This is a genomic window from Streptomyces sp. NPDC041713 (assembly GCF_055591085.1).
Map to the genome: position 1 here is coordinate 26,354 of NZ_JBVIZY010000002.1, position 18,546 is coordinate 44,899.

The following is an 18,546-nucleotide window of genomic DNA, read 5'->3' on the forward strand; positions in this document are numbered from 1 at the left end:
GTCTGCGCGGTATGGCACGCTCCGTGCGTCGCAACTCCGCTCTCGTACTGCGACGGGCGAAACGCCGACCCCGCAACGGCCCGCCCATGCCGATGAACATGGACAGCGTGCGGCAAGTGTCCGGGCGCTACCAGGTGGACCTGGCCGGCATCCGAGTCAACATCAACCGTAACGTCGCCGGACTACAAGGATCGACACCCTCGGCATCGGAGATCCGCTTGTACCGGGACGCGTTCTACGACGAGGAGACACTGGCCCGAACGCTCTCTCATGAGCGGTTCCACGTCGATCAGATCCGCCAGGGCGGCAGAGTCCCTACGAACGAGGCGGAGCTGCGCCGCTGGGAGGACGAGGCTTACGCTCACGAAGATCAGTGGTGGGACAACCACCCCGTGAACAACCCGAGGGAAGAAGGCGGAACCGATGGCTAACGTCTGGAGTGACTGGCTGCGTGCTTACGAGGAGATCTACGAGGATCCGTCCCGCACGCCGACTGTGCGGTGCCCCAACTGTGGGTCCAAGGATCTCGTGCTGGTCTTCACCGAGAAGACCGGTGACGGCATCGGGTACGCGTCCTTCTGGTGCGACACCTGCCTTTTCGGTATCCATCTGTCACGCACGGATATCCCCGAGAACGCGAACTCAGTCATCCCTTATGGCACCCAGGACGCGGATTTCATCGGTGCCACCGTCAAGGACTACACGGTGATCTGGCCCGACAGCGCCGATCCCGGAAACAGCGACTCGGAATCCGAGCTCTTCTGACCGAGGGGTCCCCGGCTCACCGAATGCGCCACGAAGTGCCCGATGGCCACGGTGAGGTGCACCCACTCCACAACCGCGTCGGAACGCACCGTAGTCACCGCCCCCACAGCCGCCCGCGGCGTGCCCGTCCAATCGAGCCAGCCGCCCGGTCCGCAAGGGTAGCCCGCGCCCCCCCTTCGCCTTCCCCGCCCCGGCGCCCGCGGGGGTCGCTCGGGCCGTCTGATCGGAGCGACCTCGCGTGCCTGCGGAGCAATACGCCAATTGAGGCCCGCCCGTTACTGAGCGAAGCATCCGCAAAACCCGCAGGGACGGGCCACAGGTACCAATGCAACACTCGGCCGTCGCATCTCGGCTGTGAGTACTCCTTAGACATGTCTGCCATACACCTACTCAATTTCGACTGATGCGAGAGAACCTGAATCCCCGGACTGTCACCTACCGGAAGCTCATGGGCCCCTGGGGGATGCTGGTCACCCTTACAGCCTGCGTGAGCCACTCGGAACAGCCCGGTCCCGCTGACCTCGTCATCTCCGACCGGTTCTACTTGCGCGTTCTGGACCGCTTCGCCGACGACGAGGACGTCGCGTTTCTCGCGCTCGGCCTGCGTCTCATGGCGCAGCGCGCTCCGGGCGCCGGCGGCGGCGAGCCGATCGGTATTCATGTGCAGGAACTCGACTACCTGCCCACCGACTACCAGCCGGAGGCCGCCGCTCTGGCCCTGATGGAGTGGTTCGGGGCCGAGTTCGACGTCAAGGTTCCCCAGGTCGGCATCGCGTTCGACCGAGCCTCCGGCTACACGGTCGACTGGCCCGACGGCCATTGAGAGGTTCGCCCCATTCCGCAACCTCGTAGGAACACACCGTAGTCACCACCCCCGCAGCCGCCTACGGTGTGCCCGTGCAATCGAGCCAACCGCCGCACCACCCTCACCCTCAAGGGCAGCCCACGTCCGCGCAGCCCACGCCCCCCTTCAACTTCCCCGCCGCCCGGCGCCTTCGCGAGGCGCTCGGGATGGCGCACGGGCATGTCGCGTACGGGATGCGGGCCAGCTACGGGCTCACCTACGTCACCGCCGACACCATCGCCGCCTGGGAGCGCGGGCTCGCCGCGCCCACCTCCGCCGAGCTCACCGCGCTCGCCGCCGCCCTGTGGTGCTCACCCGGGGACCTCATGGGCGCCGCGCGCACCCTGCGCGAGCACCGGCTCGCCCGCGGGCTCGCCCCGGAGGACGTGGCCCGCGCGGCCGGCGTGGAGATCCAGGCCTACCTCCGCATGGAGGAGACCAGCACCTGGCGCGGCAACGAACGGCAGTCCGCCGCCCTCGCCCGCGCCCTCGACCTCTCCCCCGCCGACTTCGTCACCGTCACCGGGCGGGCCGAGCAGCTCGCCGAGCTGCTCCGCAGCGCCGTCACCACCCGCTGGCAGGGGTACGTGCGGCCGGTCAGCAAGCTGCTGCCCGTGGAGAAGCGGCACGTCGAGGACGTGCTGCGGCAGATGCACGACGACTACCAGTCCCGGATGACCCGCACGCTCAGCTGGGGCGGCGGGGCCGGCTCGGACGCGTCCGGAGAGGCCGGGCGGGACTACCTGGAGCGGGTCCTCGAACACTTCTGGGGGTTGGTGCGCGGCGGACGGGGGTGAGCTAGAAGACCGACTCAGCCTCGTCCATCCGGTCCTTCGGCACCGTCTTCAGCTCCGTGACCGCCTCCGCCAGCGGCACCATCGTGATGTCCGTGCCGCGCAGCGCCGTCATCCGTCCGTACTCGCCGCGGTGCACCGCCTCCACCGCGTGCCAGCCGAAGCGGGTCGCGAGGACGCGGTCGTACGCGGTGGGGGTGCCGCCGCGCTGGACGTGGCCGAGGATGACCGGCTTGGCCTCCTTGCCGAGGCGGGCCTCCAGCTCGTACGCGAGGGCCGTGCCGATGCCCTGGAAGCGCTCGTGGCCGAACTGGTCGATCGCGCCCTTGCCGTAGTTCATCGTGCCGTCCTGCGGGTGCGCGCCCTCGGCGACGCAGATCACCGCGAACTTCTTGCCGCGCGAGAAGCGCTCCTCGACCAGGGCGACCAGGTCGGACGGGTCGAAGGGGCGCTCCGGCAGGCAGATGCCGTGCGCGCCGCCGGCCATGCCGGACTCCAGGGCGATCCAGCCCGCGTGGCGGCCCATGACCTCGACGACCATCACGCGCTGGTGGGACTCCGCGGTCGTCTTCAGGCGGTCCATCGCCTCCGTCGCCACGCCGACCGCCGTGTCGAAGCCGAAGGTGCGGTCCGTGCCGGAGATGTCGTTGTCGATGGTCTTGGGGACGCCGACGACCGGCACGCCCGCGTCGGACAGCATCCGCGCCGCCGTCAGGGTGCCCTCGCCGCCGATCGGGATCAGCGCGTCGAAGCCGCTGCGCTCGATCAGCTCCTTGGCGTTGTCGCAGGCCGCTCGGAAGCGGTCGCGCTCCAGGCGGGAGGAGCCGAGGATGGTGCCGCCCCGGGCCAGGATGCCGCTGACCGCGTTCAGGTCGAGGGCGCGGTAGCGCCCGTCGAGCAGGCCCGCGTAGCCGTCCTCGAAGCCGATGACCTCGTCGCCGTAGTGCGTCACGGCGCGGTGCACGACCGACCGGATCACTGCGTTGAGGCCGGGGCAGTCGCCGCCCGCGGTGAGAATTCCGATACGCATCGCGCTGTGTCTCCTGCTCGCTGCTGGTACTTGTGAGCCGGTCCGATTGTTCCACGGCCACAACGGGGTCGCCGCTCACCGCTGTGCGACGGATGCCCGTGCGAAGGGTGGGCAGGGACCTTGGTACCGCCCGTGTGGGGCCTTTCGTCCGGCGGGCGGCTTAACCAGCCGCAGAGGTATTGTCAAGAGGGCACAGCCACGATATCGGGGTATTTGTCCAGCTCATCAGGGCAGCGGAGAACCAGCTCGTCAGGGCGCAGGGGAACCAGCTCAGCAGGCACCGGAGAAGGGGAGAGCACGCGTGACGCGCAGCGTGTACGTGACCGGGATCGACCGGGGCGACGGTCGCCAGGTCGTCGAACTGGGAGTCATGGAGCTCCTCACCCGTCGGGTCGACCGGGTCGGCGTCTTCCGGCCGCTCGTCCACGACGGCCCCGACCGCCTCTTCGACCTGCTGCGGGCCCGCTACCGGCTCGCCCAGGACGCCGCGTCCGTGTACGGCATGGACTACCACGAGGCGTCGGCGCTCCAGGCCGAGCAGGGCACCGACGAACTGGTCTCGCGCCTCGTCGACCGGTTCCACCGGGTCGCGAGGGATTATGAGGTCGTCCTCGTGCTCGGCACGGATTTCGCGGACACCCAGCTGCCCGACGAGCTCGCGCTCAACGCCCGGCTCGCCAACGAGTTCGGCGCCTCCGTGCTCCCCGTGGTCGGCGGCAGGAAGCAGACCGCCGAATCGGTGCGCGCCGAGACGCGCAACGCCTACCGCGCGTACGACTCGCTCGGCTGCGACGTCCTCGCGATGATCACCAACCGGGTGGCCCCCGCCGACCGCGACGAGATCCACCAGCTGCTCGCCCCCGACCTGCCCGTGCCCAGCTACGTGCTGCCGGACGAGCCCGCGCTCTCCGCGCCGACGGTCGCGCAGATCACCCACGCGCTCGGCGGCCGCGTCCTGCTCGGTGACGACTCCGGGCTCGCCCGTGACGCGCTCGACTTCGTCTTCGGCGGCGCCATGCTGCCGACGTTCCTGAACGCCCTGACCCCGGGCTGCCTCGTCGTCACCCCCGGCGACCGCGCCGACCTGGTGGTGGGCTCGCTCGCCGCGCACAGCGCCGGTACGCCGCCCATCGCGGGCGTGCTGCTGACCCTGAACGAGCAGCCGGGCCCGGAGATCCTCACCCTCGCCGACCGCCTCGCCCCCGGCACCCCGGTCGTCGCGGTCTCCGGCGGCTCCTTCCCGACCGCCGCCGAGCTCTTCGCCTTGGAGGGAAAGCTGAACGCGGCGACGCCCCGCAAGGCGGAGACCGCGCTCGGCCTCTTCGAGCGGTACGTCGACAGCGGGGACCTCATGGGGCGCGTCTCGGCGCCGAGCAGCGACCGCCTGACGCCGATGATGTTCGAGCACAAGCTCCTGGAGCAGGCCCGCTCGGACCGGCGTCGCGTCGTGCTGCCCGAGGGCACCGAGGAGCGGGTGCTGCGCGCCGCCGACGTGCTGCTGCGCCGCGGTGTCTGCGATCTGACGCTGCTCGGCCCGGTCGAGCAGATCCGCAAGAAGGCCGCGGACCTCGGCGTGGACCTCGCCGACACCGAGCTCACCGACCCGCAGACCTCCGAGCTGCGGGACCGTTTCGCCGCCAAGTACGCCGAGCTGCGCGCCCACAAGGGCGTCACCGTCGAGCTCGCGTACGACGTGGTGGCGGACGTGAACTACTTCGGCACGCTGATGGTCCAGGAGGGCCTCGCCGACGGCATGGTCTCGGGCTCCGTGCACTCCACGGCCGCGACCATCCGGCCCGCCTTCGAGATCATCAAGACCAAGCCGGAGGCGTCGATCGTCTCCTCGGTCTTCTTCATGTGCCTCGCCGACAAGGTGCTCGTGTACGGCGACTGCGCGGTGAACCCGGACCCGAACGCCGTGCAGCTCGCGGACATCGCCGTCCAGGCGGCCGCCACCGCCCGGCAGTTCGGGGTCGAGCCGCGGATCGCGATGCTCTCGTACTCGACCGGCACGTCCGGTTCGGGCGCCGACGTCGACAAGGTCCGCGAGGCCACCGAGCTGGTGCGCGAGCAGCGCGGCGACCTCAAGATCGAGGGGCCGATCCAGTACGACGCCGCCGTGGAGCCCTCCGTCGCGGCCACCAAGCTGCCGGGCTCCGACGTCGCGGGCCAGGCCAGCGTGCTGATCTTCCCGGACCTGAACACCGGCAACAACACCTACAAGGCCGTGCAGCGCTCGGCCGGCGCGATCGCCGTCGGCCCGGTCCTGCAGGGCCTGCGCAAGCCCGTCAACGACCTGTCCCGGGGCGCGCTCGTCCAGGACATCGTCAACACCGTCGCCATCACGGCGATCCAGGCCCAGGCCCAGACGCCCACCCAGACGCCCACCCCGTAACCCCACAGAAAGCGTCCCGAATCCGTGACCGCTACGCGCGTACTCGTCCTCAACTCCGGCTCCTCGTCGGTGAAGTACCAGCTGCTCGACATGCGCGACAGCTCGCGCCTCGCCGTCGGACTGGTCGAGCGGATCGGCGAGGAGACCTCGCGGCTCAAGCACACCCCGCTGGCCGGCGGCGCCGGGTCCCGGGAGCGCGAGGAGCCGATCGCCGACCACGAGGCGGCGCTGAAGGCCGTCGCCCAGGAGCTGGCCGCCGACGGGCTCGGCCTCGACTCCCCCGAACTGGCCGCGATCGGCCACCGGGTGGTGCACGGCGGCCTGAAGTTCACCGCGCCGACCGTGATCACCGACGAGGTGCTCGCGGAGATCGAGCGGCTCGTGCCGGTGGCGCCGCTGCACAACCCGGCCAACATCACCGGCATCCGCACCGCCCAGGCCCTGCGCCCCGACCTGCCCCAGGTCGCCGTCTTCGACACCGCGTTCCACACGACGATGCCGGAGGCCGCGGCGCGCTACGCCATCGACGTGCGCACGGCCGACGAGCACCGCGTGCGGCGTTACGGCTTCCACGGCACCTCCCACGCGTACGTCTCGCGGCGCACGGCGGAGCTGCTCGGCAAGGCGCCCGAGGACGTCAACGTCATCGTGCTGCACCTGGGCAACGGCGCATCGGCGAGCGCGGTGCGGGGCGGGAAGTGCGTGGACACCTCGATGGGGCTCACGCCGCTGGAGGGGCTCGTGATGGGCACCCGCTCCGGCGACCTGGATCCGGCGGTCATCTTCCATCTGGCCCGGGTCGGCGAAATGTCGATCGACGAGATCGACGTGCTGCTCAACAAGAAGAGCGGGCTGATCGGACTCTGCGGCGACAACGACATGCGGGAGATCCGGCGCCGGGTGGACGAGGGCGACGAAGAGGCCGCTCTCGCCTTCGACATTTACGTGCATCGCCTGAAGAAGTACATCGGCGCCTATTACGCGGTGCTCGGCCGGGTCGACGCCGTCGCATTCACCGCGGGCGTCGGCGAGAACGCCGCCCCGGTGCGCGAGGCGGCCGTGGCGGGCCTGGAGGAACTGGGCCTGGCGGTCGACGGCGCGCTCAATTCCGTACGTTCCGACGAAGCACGGTTCATTTCGCCGGAGTACGCGCGCGTTGCCGTCGCCGTGGTGCCGACGGACGAAGAATTGGAGATCGCCGCGCAGACGTATGCGTTGGTCGAGAACCGCAACGCCTGAGCGGACATCCGCCCATTTGTAGATTCCACCAGACGGAATATTCCGTAGCGAAACAAACCGATAGGATCGCCCCATGCGCCGTTCCAAAATCGTCTGCACGCTGGGCCCCGCCGTCGACTCCGAAGAGCAGCTCGTCTCGCTGATCGAGGCCGGCATGAACGTGGCCCGATTCAACTTCAGCCACGGCACGCACGCCGAGCACCAGGGGCGGTACGACCGCGTCCGTGCGGCCGCCGCGAAGACCGGCCGTGCCATCGGTGTCCTCGCCGACCTGCAGGGCCCCAAGATCCGTCTGGAGACCTTCGCCGAGGGACCCGTCGAGCTGGTGCGCGGTGACGAGTTCACCATCACCACCGAGGACGTGCCCGGCGACAAGTCGATCTGCGGCACGACCTACAAGGGTCTGCCCGGCGACGTCTCCAAGGGCGACCAGGTCCTGATCAACGACGGCAACGTCGAGCTGCGCGTCGTCGAGGTGGACGGCCCGCGCGTCAAGACGATCGTCGTCGAGGGCGGTGTCATCTCCGACCACAAGGGCATCAACCTGCCCGGCGCGGCCGTGAACGTGCCCGCGCTCTCCGAGAAGGACATCGAGGACCTCCGCTTCGCCCTGAAGATGGGCTGCGACATGGTCGCCCTGTCCTTCGTGCGCGACGCGAGCGACGTCAAGGACGTCCACAAGGTGATGGACGAGGAGGGCCGCCGGGTCCCCGTCATCGCCAAGGTGGAGAAGCCGCAGGCCGTCGCCAACATGGAGGGCGTCGTCGCCGCCTTCGACGCGGTCATGGTGGCCCGCGGCGACCTGGCCGTCGAGTACCCGCTCGAGAAGGTCCCGATGGTGCAGAAGCGCCTCGTGGAGATGTGCCGCCGCAACGCCAAGCCGGTGATCGTCGCGACCCAGATGATGGAGTCGATGATCACCAACTCGCGCCCCACGCGCGCCGAGGCGTCCGACGTCGCCAACGCCATCCTGGACGGCGCGGACGCGGTCATGCTGTCCGCCGAGTCGTCCGTGGGCGCCTACCCGATCGAGACCGTCAAGACGATGTCGAAGATCGTCGCGGCGGCCGAGGGCGAGCTGCTCTCCAAGGGCCTGCAGCCGCTCGTGCCCGGCAAGAAGCCGCGTACGCAGGGTGGTTCGGTGGCCCGTGCCGCGTGCGAGATCGCGGACTTCCTGGGCGGCGAGGCGCTGATCGCCTTCACGCAGTCCGGTGACACGGCCCGCCGGCTCTCCCGCTACCGCGCGGCCCAGCCGATCCTGGCCTTCACCACCGACGAGGCCACCCGCAACCAGCTCTCCCTGAGCTGGGGCGTCGACTCCTACGTCGTGCCGCACGTCGACAACACCGACGCGATGGTCGACCTCGTCGACGCCGAGCTGGTCAAGCTGAACCGCTTCAACGACGGCGACACCGTCGTCATCACCGCCGGTTCGCCCCCCGGCGTCCCCGGCACCACCAACATGGTCCGGGTGCACCACCTGGGCGGCGCCGAGCGGGACTGACCGCCGCACGCACGACACGCACCGAGGGCGCCCCCCGCGACGGGGGGCGCCCTCGGTGCGTCGGCCGGCGATTCAGTCGGATTCAGTCGCTGATGGACTGGTGCAGGCCCGGGATCGTCAGGTTTCCGCCGAACTGGCCCGCCTGCTGCACCTTCACGTCCGTGAAGTAGATCAGCGGGATGTTCAGCGGCGGCGGGTGCTCGGGGTCGAAGGTGATCGGGATCAGCCCGAACAGCTTGCCCGAGATCGACTCGGTGTACATCGTGGTCTCCCCGTCCCGGATGGTGGACGTGGAGCCCTTGGCGGCCTCGACGTGGTACTTCTTGCCGCCCGGTCCCTCGACGATCTGGTGCAGGTCGCCGATGTCGGTGTTCTGGACGACGTACTTGAGGGCCTGCTTGCTCTGACCGCCCGGCATCGTCAGGTTCACGACGCCCTGGTAGTCGGCGCCCTTGAGCGTGAGCGAGCTGGCCTCAAGGCGCCAGGGCTGGTTCGGGATCGGCGCGGGCGTCTGCTCGGCCTTTCCGTCGACCTTCTTCTCGACGACGCACGGGAACGGCTTCTTGCCGTCCTCGTCCGGTGCCATCGGGTCCGCGGCCTTGTCCTTCGCGTCCTCGGCGGCCTTGTCGAGCTTGTCCTGGAGCTTGTCGGCCTCGTCGCGGGCCTTGTCCGCGCCGTCCTCGACCCCGTCACCGACCTTGCCGAGGGCGTCCCCGACGGGCTTGGTGACCTTGTCGGTCGTGTCCTTGAGCGGGTTCTCGCCGTCGTCCGCGGCCTTGTCGTCGCCGGACTTGCCGTCCGCGGCCTCGTCGTCCGCCGCCTTGTCGCCTGCGGTCGTGTCGGAGCCGGTCTTCGCCGAGTCGGACGGGGTCGGGTCCGGGGTCTCGGACTCCTTCTTGTCCTTGTCGGGCGTGAAGACGTCCTTGAGGGCCTCGCCGACGCCCAGCGGGTCCCAGGGGTTCTTGGTCTCGGTGGGCTCGGGGGTCTTCCCGGGCTCCTGCGCGCCGTCCTTGTCGCCGGTGGACGGGGTGGTGGAGCCGGCCTCGTCCTCCGGGTCCGCCCGGTCGCCCGCGGAGGGCTCGGTCGACGGCGTCGGCTTCTCGGCGTCGTCCTTCTTCGCCTCGTCCTCGTCCGCCCGCTTCTCGGCCTTCTTCGCCTTCTCGGCGTCCTTCGCCTTCGCGGCGTCCTTGGCGTCCTTCTCGGCCGCCGCCTCCTTCGCCTTGGCCGCGGCGTCCTTCTCCGCGTCCTTCTCGGCGTCCTTGTCCGGCGCCGTGACACACGGCCCGTCCTGGAAGGGGTTGTCCGGGACGCCCGGCTTCGCCTGCGCGAGCGTCGGGGTCAGGCCCATGCCCATGAGCACGGCGGTGGGCATCGCAGCGATGGCGATCGCCTTGCCCGCGGGTACCTGCAGCCGGGTCAGCAGCGGCTTCCTGGGTGCCGCGTGGCGCGGCCCGGTTCTCGCACGGGGCTCTCCCGCAAAGCCCTCGTGGTGCACCTCGTCAGCCGGCACGGTGCCTCCCGTTCGTCCCGTTCGTCGGGCTCGTTCCTGACAGATCGTCCTGTTCGCCGCTCACCCCACCCGCGCCGGCCGCGGCGGTGGGCCCGGGGACCCCGTCGGTGCCGCCGGACGCTCCGGTCGTACGTCCCTTCGCGGGCTCACCGGCGGGCTTCGCGTGCGCCCAGGAGACGCCGAGGGCGCCGCCGATCAGGGCGAGCAGGAAACCGATGACGAAGCCACCGAAGTTGGAGACCACCAGGGAGACCAGGGCGAGCAGAATCGCCGCGACACCCGCGAACACCCGGGAGTGCGGCTGGAACCACATGGTCAGGCCGAGCACGACCAACAGCACGCCGATGATCAGCGAGCCGGCACCGGCGGTGGTCGCCATCCGGATCGTCATCGTGCCGAGCGTGAGATTCGCGTACGGGAAATACATGATCGGGATGCCGCCGAGAAGTGTCAGCAGACCACCCCAGAACGGGCGCTGACCGCGCCACCCTCGGAAACGAAGGCGCATCCGGCCGAGCTTGTCGCCCAGTCCCACTTGCGCTTCGGCGCTCATGTCGTACAGCTCCTCGGGAATGGCGTTGGTTCTGTGTGTCGTGCGGATTCGGGCACGGGGACGGCTCCGTCAGATGCCGTCGCGCCCCCGCGCCCGGCCGTTCTCATCGCACGGAGTGCGCACCGGGCCGCCTAACTGCGACCCGCCAGGGCATCAACTGCCCTAGTAGCACTCGTGCTTGCCCTTCTTGACCGACATACCGAGGCCAGAGAGCTTGAAGGTACCGGCGGTGGTCGCCCACGCACGCTGCTTGACATCGGTGAACTTCACCGACTCCGCCTGCTGCGCGAACGAGTCCGGGGCGTACTTGTCGCCCTTCGCCGGACCAGGGCCCTTGGTGGTCTGGTCGACCGAGACGCCGATGTCGACCTTGTGGAAGGTCGCATTGGCCTTCAGGTCATCGGCGTCGATGTAGAGCTTCTTGGCCTCGACCTTCGGACCACCCTCGCCACCGGCCTTGAGGGTCATCGACACATCGCCGAAGACCGGGACCGGCACGACCACCGACTGGCAGAGATTGGTGATCTTCGCCGATTCGAGACCGACGACGGCCACCGGGTGGTGACCCGACTTGCCGCTGTCAAGGGCTCCGTACTGGACGAACCCCTTGCCGTTGAGCTCCTTGGCCGTCACCTTGAACTGCTGGCCGGACACACTGAACGATGCCGCGAGCGCACCCTGGGACAGGGCGACGCCTATCGCGGCAGTCGCCGCGACGCTCGGCACCATGACCACGGCGAACCGCTTCCATCTGGTTCCGCCACGAGCCACGGACTCCATGACTTTCCTCCTTCTCGGACGTACATCTCCGGCCCTGACTGCTCCCTTTCGGGCGGCTCAGCCGGGCAGGGATGGGAGAAGTGCTACGTCCTCGGGAAGGAGAGCGCCCGCATCGGAGGCGCGCAACCGCACCACACTTCACCGGCGATCACCCCCGAGCGACAACCACTGGTCGCGCCTGACGCATCACGCACAACCTCGCGGACAGGCCCTGCCGGGACCGGCAGAGACCCCCCTGTCCAAGACCGGCGACGGCGTCACCGGCCTGCTCGGTGGGGACCCAGAAGGCCCGCTCCCGACTGGCTTTCGGGCTGCGGGTCATCGGACCGAGCGTCGCCGATCGTGGTGCATTCTCGCCCCCCGCACAAGGGGGTTCGTTACTCGCTAGTAACGGCCGGATAACCGAAGCGCGACCGCGCGGTATCGATCGGCCACGGACCGTGGCTCAGAAGGGAGGAACAGAACGGGACATGAGGGGAGGGAAGCACCCAGAAGGAAGCCGTTCTCTTACTACGAGTAACAGTGGCCGCGTTTACCAAGTTTTGGCAAAACGCGGCCACTTTGCGTCCTGGGAACAGACTTTTCACTCCGGCATCACAAGCCCCGGCGTTTAGGGACTGGTCAGCCGACGGGCCGGGGGACGGACCCGGCCACGGGTTCGACATCCGGTCAGAAGAGCACCCGGGCGAGCTTGGTGCGGGCCGCCGTGACGCGCGGGTCCTCGGCGCCGACCACCTCGAAGAGTTCGAGCAGGCGCACGCGCGCGGCGTCCCGGTCGTCGCCTGCCGAGCGCGCCACGGCGTCGATGAGCCGCCCGAAGGCGTCCTCGACGTGACCGCCCACCAGATCCAGGTCGGCGGCGGCGATCTGCGCCGCCACGTCGGCGGGCCGGTCGGCGGCGTCCTTGCGGACGGTCTGCGCGTCCAGGCCCTGGACGCGGCGGAGCAGTTCGGCCTGGGCGAGGCCGAGCTTGGCCTCGGTGTTGGCGGGGTCGTCGCTGAGCACGTTCTTGTACGCCTGGACGGCGCCGGCGAGATCGCCCGCGTCCAGCGCCTGGACGGCCGCTTCGAGCAGCGCGTCGTACGGACCCGCGGGCACCTCGGCCGGGGCCGGGGCCTCCTGGCCCTGCGCGTCGGCGTCGACCACCAGGCCGGTCAGTCCGAAGCGCTCCTCGCCGACCTGGATGAGCTGGTCCAGGGTCTGGCGGATCTGCGCCTCGGGTGCGGCGCCCTGGAAGAGGGGCAGGGCCTGTCCGGCCACCACCGCGAAGACAGCCGGGATCCCCTGGACCCCGAACTGCTGCATCAGCATCTGGTTCGCGTCGACATCGATCTTGGCAAGGAGGAAACGGCCGTTGTATTCCTGCGTGAGCCGCTCGAGGAGGGGGCTCAGCTGCTTGCACGGCTCGCACCACTCGGCCCAGAAGTCGATGACGACCGGGACCTCGGTGGAGCGCTGCAAAACCTCGCGCTCGAAGCCAGCCTCATCGACATCGATGACGAGGGAAGCCGGGGGGATCGCGGCGCCCGCCGCTCCCCCGCCCTGCCGGGCCGCTTCGGCGCGCGCCTGCTCCGCCTTCGCCTTGGCCTCCTGGGCCGCCTTCACCGCGGCGAGGTCGACGACACCGCTCATGGACATGTTCCGTGGCTGCATGAGTACATCCTCCCCCAACCCGTGCGGGAACCGCGCCCGTCCGTGACCCCCCGCCGGATTGCGGGGTCACCGGGGGCACGCTTCAAGGTCCCGAGGAGGACCGTCGGTTGGCGCGGGGTCCCCACCCCGGGCCGGTGGTCGTGCTGTGCGTGTTCGTGCTTGTGGTCGTCTCTCGTGGCGTTCGCTGCCGTCGCGGGGGTGTTCGCCGTTCACCGCGGTCGTCAACTTTCGCTACAGGTCGTAGCGTAACTGTCCCCCCGGGGGCGCGGAACGGCGCCTTCGGTGATCTCGCTCACTCCGCACCCCGGATCGCTCCGTACTGGCCGGTATGGTCGCGCCCATGCAGAGCCGTACGCCCACCACTCCCGCCACCCGCACCGGCGGCCGCCCGCGCAGCGCGACGGCCGACGCCGCGATCCTGGAGGCGACCCGGCAGGGCCTCGTCGAGCTCGGCTGGTCCAAGCTGACGCTCGGCGCCGTCGCGACGCGGGCGGGCGTCGCCAAGACGACCCTGTACCGGCGCTGGGCGGGCAAGAGCGAGCTGGTCGTGGACGCGGTGGCGGAACTCTTCGACCAGCTGGAGCTGCCGGACCGGGGCAGCCTCGCGGCGGACATCGAGGGCGTGGTCCTGCAGTTCGCGGCGCTGCTCGGGCGGCCCGAGACGAAGACGGCGCTGATGGCGGTGGTGGCGGAGTCGACGACGGACGAGCCGCTGCGGGCCCGCATCCGGGCGTCCATCGTCGACCGCCAGAAGCGGCTCGTCCTCGCGGGCCGCAAGCGGGCCGAGGAGCGCGGCGAGCTCCCCGCCGAGCCCGACGCGGTGTCGGCGGGCCGCACCGCCGACCTCATCTTCGACGTGATCGCGGGCGCGGTGGTCCACCGCGCCCTGGTCAGCGCGGAACCGGTGGACGAGGAGTGGGCACGACGGTTCACGCTGCTGCTGCTGGGCGGGTTGGCGGCGGCAGCGGCACAGGCTTGAGGTTCCTGCGTGGAGCTTGCGGTGCGGGGTGAACGGGTGGGCGGGTGGGAAGCATCCGCCGCGAAGCGGCGGCACAGGAGACCCCCCCACCGGCCCGCGGAGGAAACTCAGACCTGATACCGCTCCGGAGCGAACAGCCGCAAGTTCTCGGCGACCCAAGCCGACGTGTGCTTGAGCCCCTCCATGAGGGACACCTCCGGCACCCAGCCCGCCCACTCCCGCGCCCGGGAGTTGTCCGACAGAAGCCGCTCCACCTCGCTCCCCGAGGGACGCAGCCGCGCCGGGTCCACGACCACCGACGCCTCCCGCCCGGACGCCGCGATCAGCGCCTCCGCGAGGTCACCGATGGAGATCTCCCGGCCGACACCGAGGTTGACCGCGTGGCCGAGCGCCCGGTCGGCGACCGCCATCGCCATGAAGCCGCGGGCCGTGTCCGTCACGTACGTGAAGTCACGCGTCGGCGTCAGCGAGCCCAGCTTGATCTCCCGTGCGCCGGCGTGCAGTTGCGCGAGGATCGTGGGGATGACCGCGCGCGCCGACTGCCGCGGCCCGTACGTGTTGAAGGGGCGGACCACCGTCACCGGCAGCTCGAAGGCGTGCCAGTGCGACAGCGCCATCATGTCGGCGCCGATCTTCGACGCGGAGTACGGCGACTGCGGCTGCAACGGGTGCGTCTCGGCGATCGGTGCCGTCAGCGCGGTCCCGTACACCTCGCTGGTGGAGGTGTGGACGAGCCGCCGCACGGAGTGCCGCCGGCACGCCTCGGCGACGTTCTCGGTGCCGACCACGTTCGTCTGGACGTACGCGCCGGGCGAGTCGTACGAGTACGGGATGCCGATCAGCGCGGCCAGGTGGAAGACCGTGTCGCAGCCGTCGACGGCGTCCATCACGCGCCCCGCGTCCCGCACGTCGCCCGCGATCATCTCGACCCGCGGGTCGCCGATGAGGTGGGCGAGGTGCCCCTTCTCCGCGTACGGCTTGTAGTGCACGAAGGCGCGGACCCGCGCGCCCGCCGCGATCAGCAGGTCGACGAGGGTCGAGCCGATGAAGCCTTCGGCGCCGGTGACGAGGACGGTGCGGTCCTGCCAGCTGAAGGTCGTGGGGGTGCTCATGCGTACTCCAGGTGAGGGGTGGTGGTGTGGGCGAGCTGCAGGACCCGCTCGGCGAGCAGGTCGGCGGCGCGGGCGTGCGGCCCGGGGTCCGCGGCGCCGCTCATCGCGGCGAGCCGTGCCGGGTCCGCGAGCAGCGGCCCGAGCAACCCCGCGAGGCGGTCCGCGGTGGTCTCGGCGTCGGGCAGCAGGAGGCCCGCGCCGGCGTCGGAGAGGACGCGCGCGTTGTGGGTCTGGTGGTCGCCGGGCGCGTGCGGGTAGGGCACGAGGACGGCGGGCACGCCGGTGGCGGCCAGTTCGGCGACGGTCGCCGAACCGGCCCGGCACACGACGAGGTCGGCGGCGGCGTAGGAGAGGTCCATGCGGTCTAGGTAGGGCACCGCGCGGGCGACGGCGTCGCCGCCCTCGACGGCGAGCCGGGCGCGCGTCTCGTCCAGCGCCGCCGGTCCGGTCTTCACCAGGAGGTGGACGTCGCTGCGGTGCCGCCAGCGCGCCGCGAGGCCGACCGCTGCCTCGGTGAGGCGGGCGGCGCCGAGGCTGCCGCCGTTGAAGAGGATCAGCCGCGCCCCCGGCGGTACGCCGAGCTCGCGCCGCGCCTCGGTGCGCAGCGCGGCCCGGTCGAGCGCGGCGAGCGGCGCGGCGATCGGCATCCCGGTGGTGTACGCGCGCTCGCCGCCCGGCAGGTGGGCGCGGCTGCGGTCGAAGGCGACCGCGATGTTCGGGGTGAGCCGGGCCGCGAACCGGTTGGCGCGGCCGGGCACCGCGTTGGACTCGTGGATGAGGCTCGGCAGTCCGGCCATCCGGGCGCCGACGATGACGGGGGCGCTGGGGTAGCCGCCCATGCCGACGGCGACCTGCGCGCCCTGCCCGCGCAGGATGGCGCGGCACTGGGCGCCGGACTTCACCAGCGCGGCGGGCAGCATGAAGCGGCGCGCGCCGAGGGAGGGGTCGAAGGGGATCATGTCGACGGTGTGGAGGCGGTATCCGGCGTCCGGTATCAGCCGGGTCTCCAGGCCGCGTTCGGTGCCGACGAAGGAGATCACCGCGTCGGGCACGGCCCGGCGGAGCGCGTCGGCGAGGGCGAGGCCGGGATAGATGTGCCCGCCGGTGCCGCCCGCGCCGATCACGACGGAGAGAGAGGTTCGCATGGCACGGGAGCTTCACGCGGGGGTCTAAGAGGGTTTTAAGAGCCGCGTTTGGCACCTTTGGTCCATGAGCTTCGCGAGCGTGACCAGCAAGGGCGGCCCGCCGGGTGCGGGTGAGGGGCCGCGGCACCGGATCCTCGTCGTGGACGACGACCCGGAGGTCCGTGCCGCCGTGGAGGACGCGCTGACGGTCGAGGGCCACCAGGTGCGGGGCGCGGCGGACGGCCACCGGGCGCTGACCGCGGTGGCGCGCTGGCAGCCGGATCTGCTGGTCCTCGACGTGCTGATGCCGGTCATGGACGGCCTCGCGGTCTGCCGCCAGCTGCGCGCAGCGGGCGACCGTACGCCGGTGCTGGTGCTGACCGCCCTGGACTCGGTGAGCGAGCGCGTGGACGGCCTGGACGCGGGCGCCGACGACTATCTGGTCAAGCCGTTCGCGCTGGACGAGCTGGTGGCGCGGGTGCGGGCGCTGCTCAGGCGGGCGACGCCGGAGCGGGCCGCGGACGACGGCGACGAGCTCGCGTACGGCGATCTGGTCCTCGACCCGGCGACGCGCACCGGGCGGCGCGGCGGGCGCCGGGTGGAGTTCAGCCGCACGGAGGCGGTCCTGCTGGAGCTGCTGCTGCGCAACGCGGGGCAGGTCCTTCCGCGCGAGCTGATCCAACAGGCGGTGTGGGGGCGGGACTTCGGCCCGGACTCCAACTCCCTCGCGGTGTACGTGGGTTATCTGCGCCGGAAGCTGGAGTCGGGCGGCGAGCCGCGGCTCGTCCACACGGTGCACGGCGTCGGCTACCGGCTGGGCTCCCCGTGAGCGCGCGGCGCAGGCTGGGCGCGCGCTGGCGGCGGCGCAGGCCGCTGCGGACCCGGCTCGCGGTGATGGCGGCGGCGGCCGTGGCGGTGGTGGCGGTCGGGGTGTGCGCCGCCGCGTTCTTCGTGATCCGCTACAAGCTGTACCAGCAACTCGACCAGAATCTCGCCCAGTCGGCGACGCTCGTCGCCCAGCAGCACCGCTCCGAGGGTCCTGGCGTGCTGGCCGGCGAGTGCCGTTTCCTCGGCGCCCCGGCCTGCTCGCAGGTGGTCCCCGCGGACCCGGCGGACGACCCGGCGCAGCCCTTCCTGCTTCCGGTGTCGGGGCCGACGCGCGCGGTCGCCGCCGGTCGACGGGCCCCGTACTACACGAACTTCACGCTTCCCGGCGGCAAGCCGGGCCGGATGCTCACGACGACGTTCGGCAAGGGTGAGGCGGTGCAGGTCGCGCTGCGCGCGGACATCGCCGAGCGCGGGGTGCGCCAGGCCGCGTCGCTGCTCGCCGCGGTGGGCGGCGCGGGAGTGCTGCTCTCGGCGGCCGGCGGCTACTGGGTCTCGCGGACCGGGCTCGCGCCGATCACGCGTCTCACCGCCACCGCCGAGCGCATCGCGGCCACCCGGGACGCCCGGCACCGCATCGAGCTGCCGCCGGGGCCGCCGGGGCGTGAGGGGCACGAGGACGAGGTGACCCGCCTCGCCGCCACGTTCAACACGATGCTGGCGGAGCTGGAGGAGTCGGTCGCGGCCCGGCGCAGGCTCGTCGCGGACGCCTCCCACGAACTGCGCACCCCGCTCACGGCGTTGCGCACCAACGCCGAACTGCTCGCCAAGGCCGACCGGTTGACCGACGCGCAGCGCGACCGCGCCTCGGGCGCGCTCGGCCGGCAGCTGCGCGAGGTCACGGGCCTGGTCAACGACCTGATCGAACTGGCCAGGGACGCGGAGCCGCAGCCGCTGCTCGAAGAGGTGCGGCTCGCCCCGCTGACCGCCCACGTGGTGGACGCGGCGCGCGGCCACTGGCCCGCGGTGCCGTTCGTGCTGCGGGTGGCGCCGGAGGCGGCGGAGCTCAGCGTGCCGGGCGTGGCGGCGCGGCTGTCCCGGCTGCTCACCAACCTCCTCGACAACGCGGCGAAGTTCAGCCCGCCGGGCGCCCCGGTCGAGGTGTCGCTGACCGCCGCCGACCTGACGGTGCGCGACCACGGCCCGGGGATCTCCGAGGAGGACCTGCCGTACGTCTTCGACCGCTTCTACCGCGCCGAGAAGGCCCGCGCCCTGCCGGGTTCGGGCCTGGGCCTGGCGATGGCGCGGCAGATCGCGCACGCGCACGGGGCGGAGCTGACGGCGGAACGGGCGCCGGGCGGGGGCGCGCAGTTCCGCCTGTCCCTGCCGGCGGGGTGAGGCGCCGGCTTGGTGAGGCGCCGGCGGGGTGAGGCACCGGT

General features: G+C 71.2%; 17 protein-coding genes. 10 read left to right on the top strand and 7 right to left on the bottom strand.

Going from position 1 to position 18,546, the window contains the following annotated elements:
* Nucleotides 1-86 precede the first annotated feature (86 nt).
* From ACZ6CV_RS04975 to ACZ6CV_RS04990, 4 genes are all read left to right on the top strand, one after another.
* Nucleotides 87-431: a hypothetical protein gene (locus tag ACZ6CV_RS04975; protein ID WP_469249651.1), complete on the top strand. Its 345-nt coding sequence runs from the start codon at nucleotides 87-89 to the stop codon at nucleotides 429-431.
* Entirely contained in the window at nucleotides 424-765 is a 342-nt protein-coding gene (locus ACZ6CV_RS04980) for a hypothetical protein (RefSeq protein WP_469249652.1), read from the top strand. The genes ACZ6CV_RS04975 and ACZ6CV_RS04980 overlap by 8 nt, the downstream gene beginning before the upstream one ends.
* Before the next feature lie 487 nt (nucleotides 766-1,252).
* Entirely contained in the window at nucleotides 1,253-1,588 is a 336-nt protein-coding gene (locus tag ACZ6CV_RS04985; protein WP_469249653.1) for a hypothetical protein, read from the top strand.
* Nucleotides 1,589-1,662: 74 nt separating this feature from the next.
* A complete protein-coding gene (locus tag ACZ6CV_RS04990) occupies nucleotides 1,663-2,406 on the top strand; it encodes a helix-turn-helix domain-containing protein (protein ID WP_469249654.1) in 744 nt (247 codons plus the stop codon).
* A gap of 1 nt (nucleotide 2,407) precedes the next feature.
* Here ACZ6CV_RS04990 and ACZ6CV_RS04995 read toward each other — a convergent pair whose 3' ends face one another.
* Nucleotides 2,408-3,433, bottom strand: coding sequence for an ATP-dependent 6-phosphofructokinase (locus ACZ6CV_RS04995; protein ID WP_355802675.1), 1,026 nt, complete (start codon nucleotides 3,431-3,433; stop codon nucleotides 2,408-2,410).
* Nucleotides 3,434-3,734: 301 nt separating this feature from the next.
* On the opposite strand from ACZ6CV_RS04995, the gene pta reads away from it, so the two are divergent.
* The 3 genes from pta (at nucleotide 3,735) to pyk (ending at nucleotide 8,571) form a co-directional block, all read left to right on the top strand.
* Nucleotides 3,735-5,828, top strand: coding sequence for a phosphate acetyltransferase (pta, locus tag ACZ6CV_RS05000; protein ID WP_469249655.1), 2,094 nt, complete (start codon nucleotides 3,735-3,737; stop codon nucleotides 5,826-5,828).
* Nucleotides 5,829-5,852: 24 nt separating this feature from the next.
* A complete protein-coding gene (locus ACZ6CV_RS05005; protein WP_469249656.1) occupies nucleotides 5,853-7,067 on the top strand; it encodes an acetate kinase in 1,215 nt (404 codons plus the stop codon).
* Nucleotides 7,068-7,140: 73 nt separating this feature from the next.
* Nucleotides 7,141-8,571 carry a pyruvate kinase gene (gene pyk / locus ACZ6CV_RS05010; protein ID WP_469249657.1) on the top strand — a complete coding sequence of 477 codons (1,431 nt, stop codon included), beginning with the start codon at nucleotides 7,141-7,143 and terminating at the stop codon, nucleotides 8,569-8,571.
* 82 nt (nucleotides 8,572-8,653) lie between these two features.
* Here pyk and ACZ6CV_RS05015 read toward each other — a convergent pair whose 3' ends face one another.
* The 4 genes from ACZ6CV_RS05015 to ACZ6CV_RS05030 form a co-directional block, all read right to left on the bottom strand.
* Nucleotides 8,654-10,081, bottom strand: a complete 1,428-nt coding sequence (locus ACZ6CV_RS05015) for a hypothetical protein (RefSeq protein WP_469249658.1) — start codon at nucleotides 10,079-10,081, stop codon at nucleotides 8,654-8,656.
* Nucleotides 10,071-10,634 carry a DUF6114 domain-containing protein gene (locus tag ACZ6CV_RS05020; RefSeq protein ID WP_362364978.1) on the bottom strand — a complete coding sequence of 188 codons (564 nt, stop codon included), beginning with the start codon at nucleotides 10,632-10,634 and terminating at the stop codon, nucleotides 10,071-10,073. Before ACZ6CV_RS05020 ends, ACZ6CV_RS05015 begins: the two co-directional genes overlap by 11 nt.
* Nucleotides 10,635-10,796: 162 nt before the next feature.
* Nucleotides 10,797-11,414, bottom strand: a complete 618-nt coding sequence (locus ACZ6CV_RS05025) for a DUF6230 family protein (RefSeq protein WP_469249659.1) — start codon at nucleotides 11,412-11,414, stop codon at nucleotides 10,797-10,799.
* 669 nt (nucleotides 11,415-12,083) lie between these two features.
* Nucleotides 12,084-13,067: a tetratricopeptide repeat protein gene (locus ACZ6CV_RS05030; protein WP_469249660.1), complete on the bottom strand. Its 984-nt coding sequence runs from the start codon at nucleotides 13,065-13,067 to the stop codon at nucleotides 12,084-12,086.
* 340 nt (nucleotides 13,068-13,407) lie between these two features.
* On the opposite strand from ACZ6CV_RS05030, the gene ACZ6CV_RS05035 reads away from it, so the two are divergent.
* Complete coding sequence (locus ACZ6CV_RS05035) at nucleotides 13,408-14,046, top strand: TetR/AcrR family transcriptional regulator (RefSeq protein WP_469249661.1); 639 nt, start codon at nucleotides 13,408-13,410, stop codon at nucleotides 14,044-14,046.
* Between the two features lie 107 nt (nucleotides 14,047-14,153).
* Here ACZ6CV_RS05035 and ACZ6CV_RS05040 read toward each other — a convergent pair whose 3' ends face one another.
* Together ACZ6CV_RS05040 and ACZ6CV_RS05045 are read right to left on the bottom strand one after the other, a co-directional pair.
* On the bottom strand, nucleotides 14,154-15,158 hold the full coding sequence (locus ACZ6CV_RS05040) for an SDR family NAD(P)-dependent oxidoreductase (RefSeq protein ID WP_469249662.1): 1,005 nt from the start codon (nucleotides 15,156-15,158) through the stop codon (nucleotides 14,154-14,156).
* The gene (locus ACZ6CV_RS05045; protein WP_469249663.1) at nucleotides 15,155-16,303 is read right to left on the bottom strand and encodes a UDP-N-acetylglucosamine--N-acetylmuramyl-(pentapeptide) pyrophosphoryl-undecaprenol N-acetylglucosamine transferase; all 1,149 of its coding nucleotides are present in this window, start codon (nucleotides 16,301-16,303) and stop codon (nucleotides 15,155-15,157) included. Before ACZ6CV_RS05045 ends, ACZ6CV_RS05040 begins: the two co-directional genes overlap by 4 nt.
* Before the next feature lie 64 nt (nucleotides 16,304-16,367).
* Between ACZ6CV_RS05045 and ACZ6CV_RS05050 the strand changes: the two genes are divergently transcribed.
* Together ACZ6CV_RS05050 and ACZ6CV_RS05055 are read left to right on the top strand one after the other, a co-directional pair.
* A complete protein-coding gene (locus ACZ6CV_RS05050; protein ID WP_355802697.1) occupies nucleotides 16,368-17,111 on the top strand; it encodes a response regulator transcription factor in 744 nt (247 codons plus the stop codon).
* The gene (locus tag ACZ6CV_RS05055; RefSeq protein ID WP_469249664.1) at nucleotides 17,108-18,505 is read left to right on the top strand and encodes a sensor histidine kinase; all 1,398 of its coding nucleotides are present in this window, start codon (nucleotides 17,108-17,110) and stop codon (nucleotides 18,503-18,505) included. The genes ACZ6CV_RS05050 and ACZ6CV_RS05055 overlap by 4 nt, the downstream gene beginning before the upstream one ends.
* Nucleotides 18,506-18,546 lie beyond the last annotated feature (41 nt).

Bases quoted from the DNA above. Each gene is read 5' to 3' on its own strand.
- pyk (WP_469249657.1), top strand. From the start codon at position 7,141: ATGCGCCGTTCCAAAATCGTCTGCACGCTGGGCCCCGCCGTCGACTCC.
- ACZ6CV_RS05025 (WP_469249659.1), bottom strand. From the start codon at position 11,414: ATGGAGTCCGTGGCTCGTGGCGGAACCAGATGGAAGCGGTTCGCCGTG.
- ACZ6CV_RS05020 (WP_362364978.1), bottom strand. From the start codon at position 10,634: ATGAGCGCCGAAGCGCAAGTGGGACTGGGCGACAAGCTCGGCCGGATG.
- ACZ6CV_RS05040 (WP_469249662.1), bottom strand. From the start codon at position 15,158: ATGAGCACCCCCACGACCTTCAGCTGGCAGGACCGCACCGTCCTCGTC.
- ACZ6CV_RS04980 (WP_469249652.1), top strand. From the start codon at position 424: ATGGCTAACGTCTGGAGTGACTGGCTGCGTGCTTACGAGGAGATCTAC.
- ACZ6CV_RS04975 (WP_469249651.1), top strand. From the start codon at position 87: ATGCCGATGAACATGGACAGCGTGCGGCAAGTGTCCGGGCGCTACCAG.
- ACZ6CV_RS05050 (WP_355802697.1), top strand. From the start codon at position 16,368: ATGAGCTTCGCGAGCGTGACCAGCAAGGGCGGCCCGCCGGGTGCGGGT.
- ACZ6CV_RS05045 (WP_469249663.1), bottom strand. From the start codon at position 16,303: ATGCGAACCTCTCTCTCCGTCGTGATCGGCGCGGGCGGCACCGGCGGG.
- ACZ6CV_RS05035 (WP_469249661.1), top strand. From the start codon at position 13,408: ATGCAGAGCCGTACGCCCACCACTCCCGCCACCCGCACCGGCGGCCGC.
- ACZ6CV_RS05030 (WP_469249660.1), bottom strand. From the start codon at position 13,067: ATGCAGCCACGGAACATGTCCATGAGCGGTGTCGTCGACCTCGCCGCG.
- ACZ6CV_RS04995 (WP_355802675.1), bottom strand. From the start codon at position 3,433: ATGCGTATCGGAATTCTCACCGCGGGCGGCGACTGCCCCGGCCTCAAC.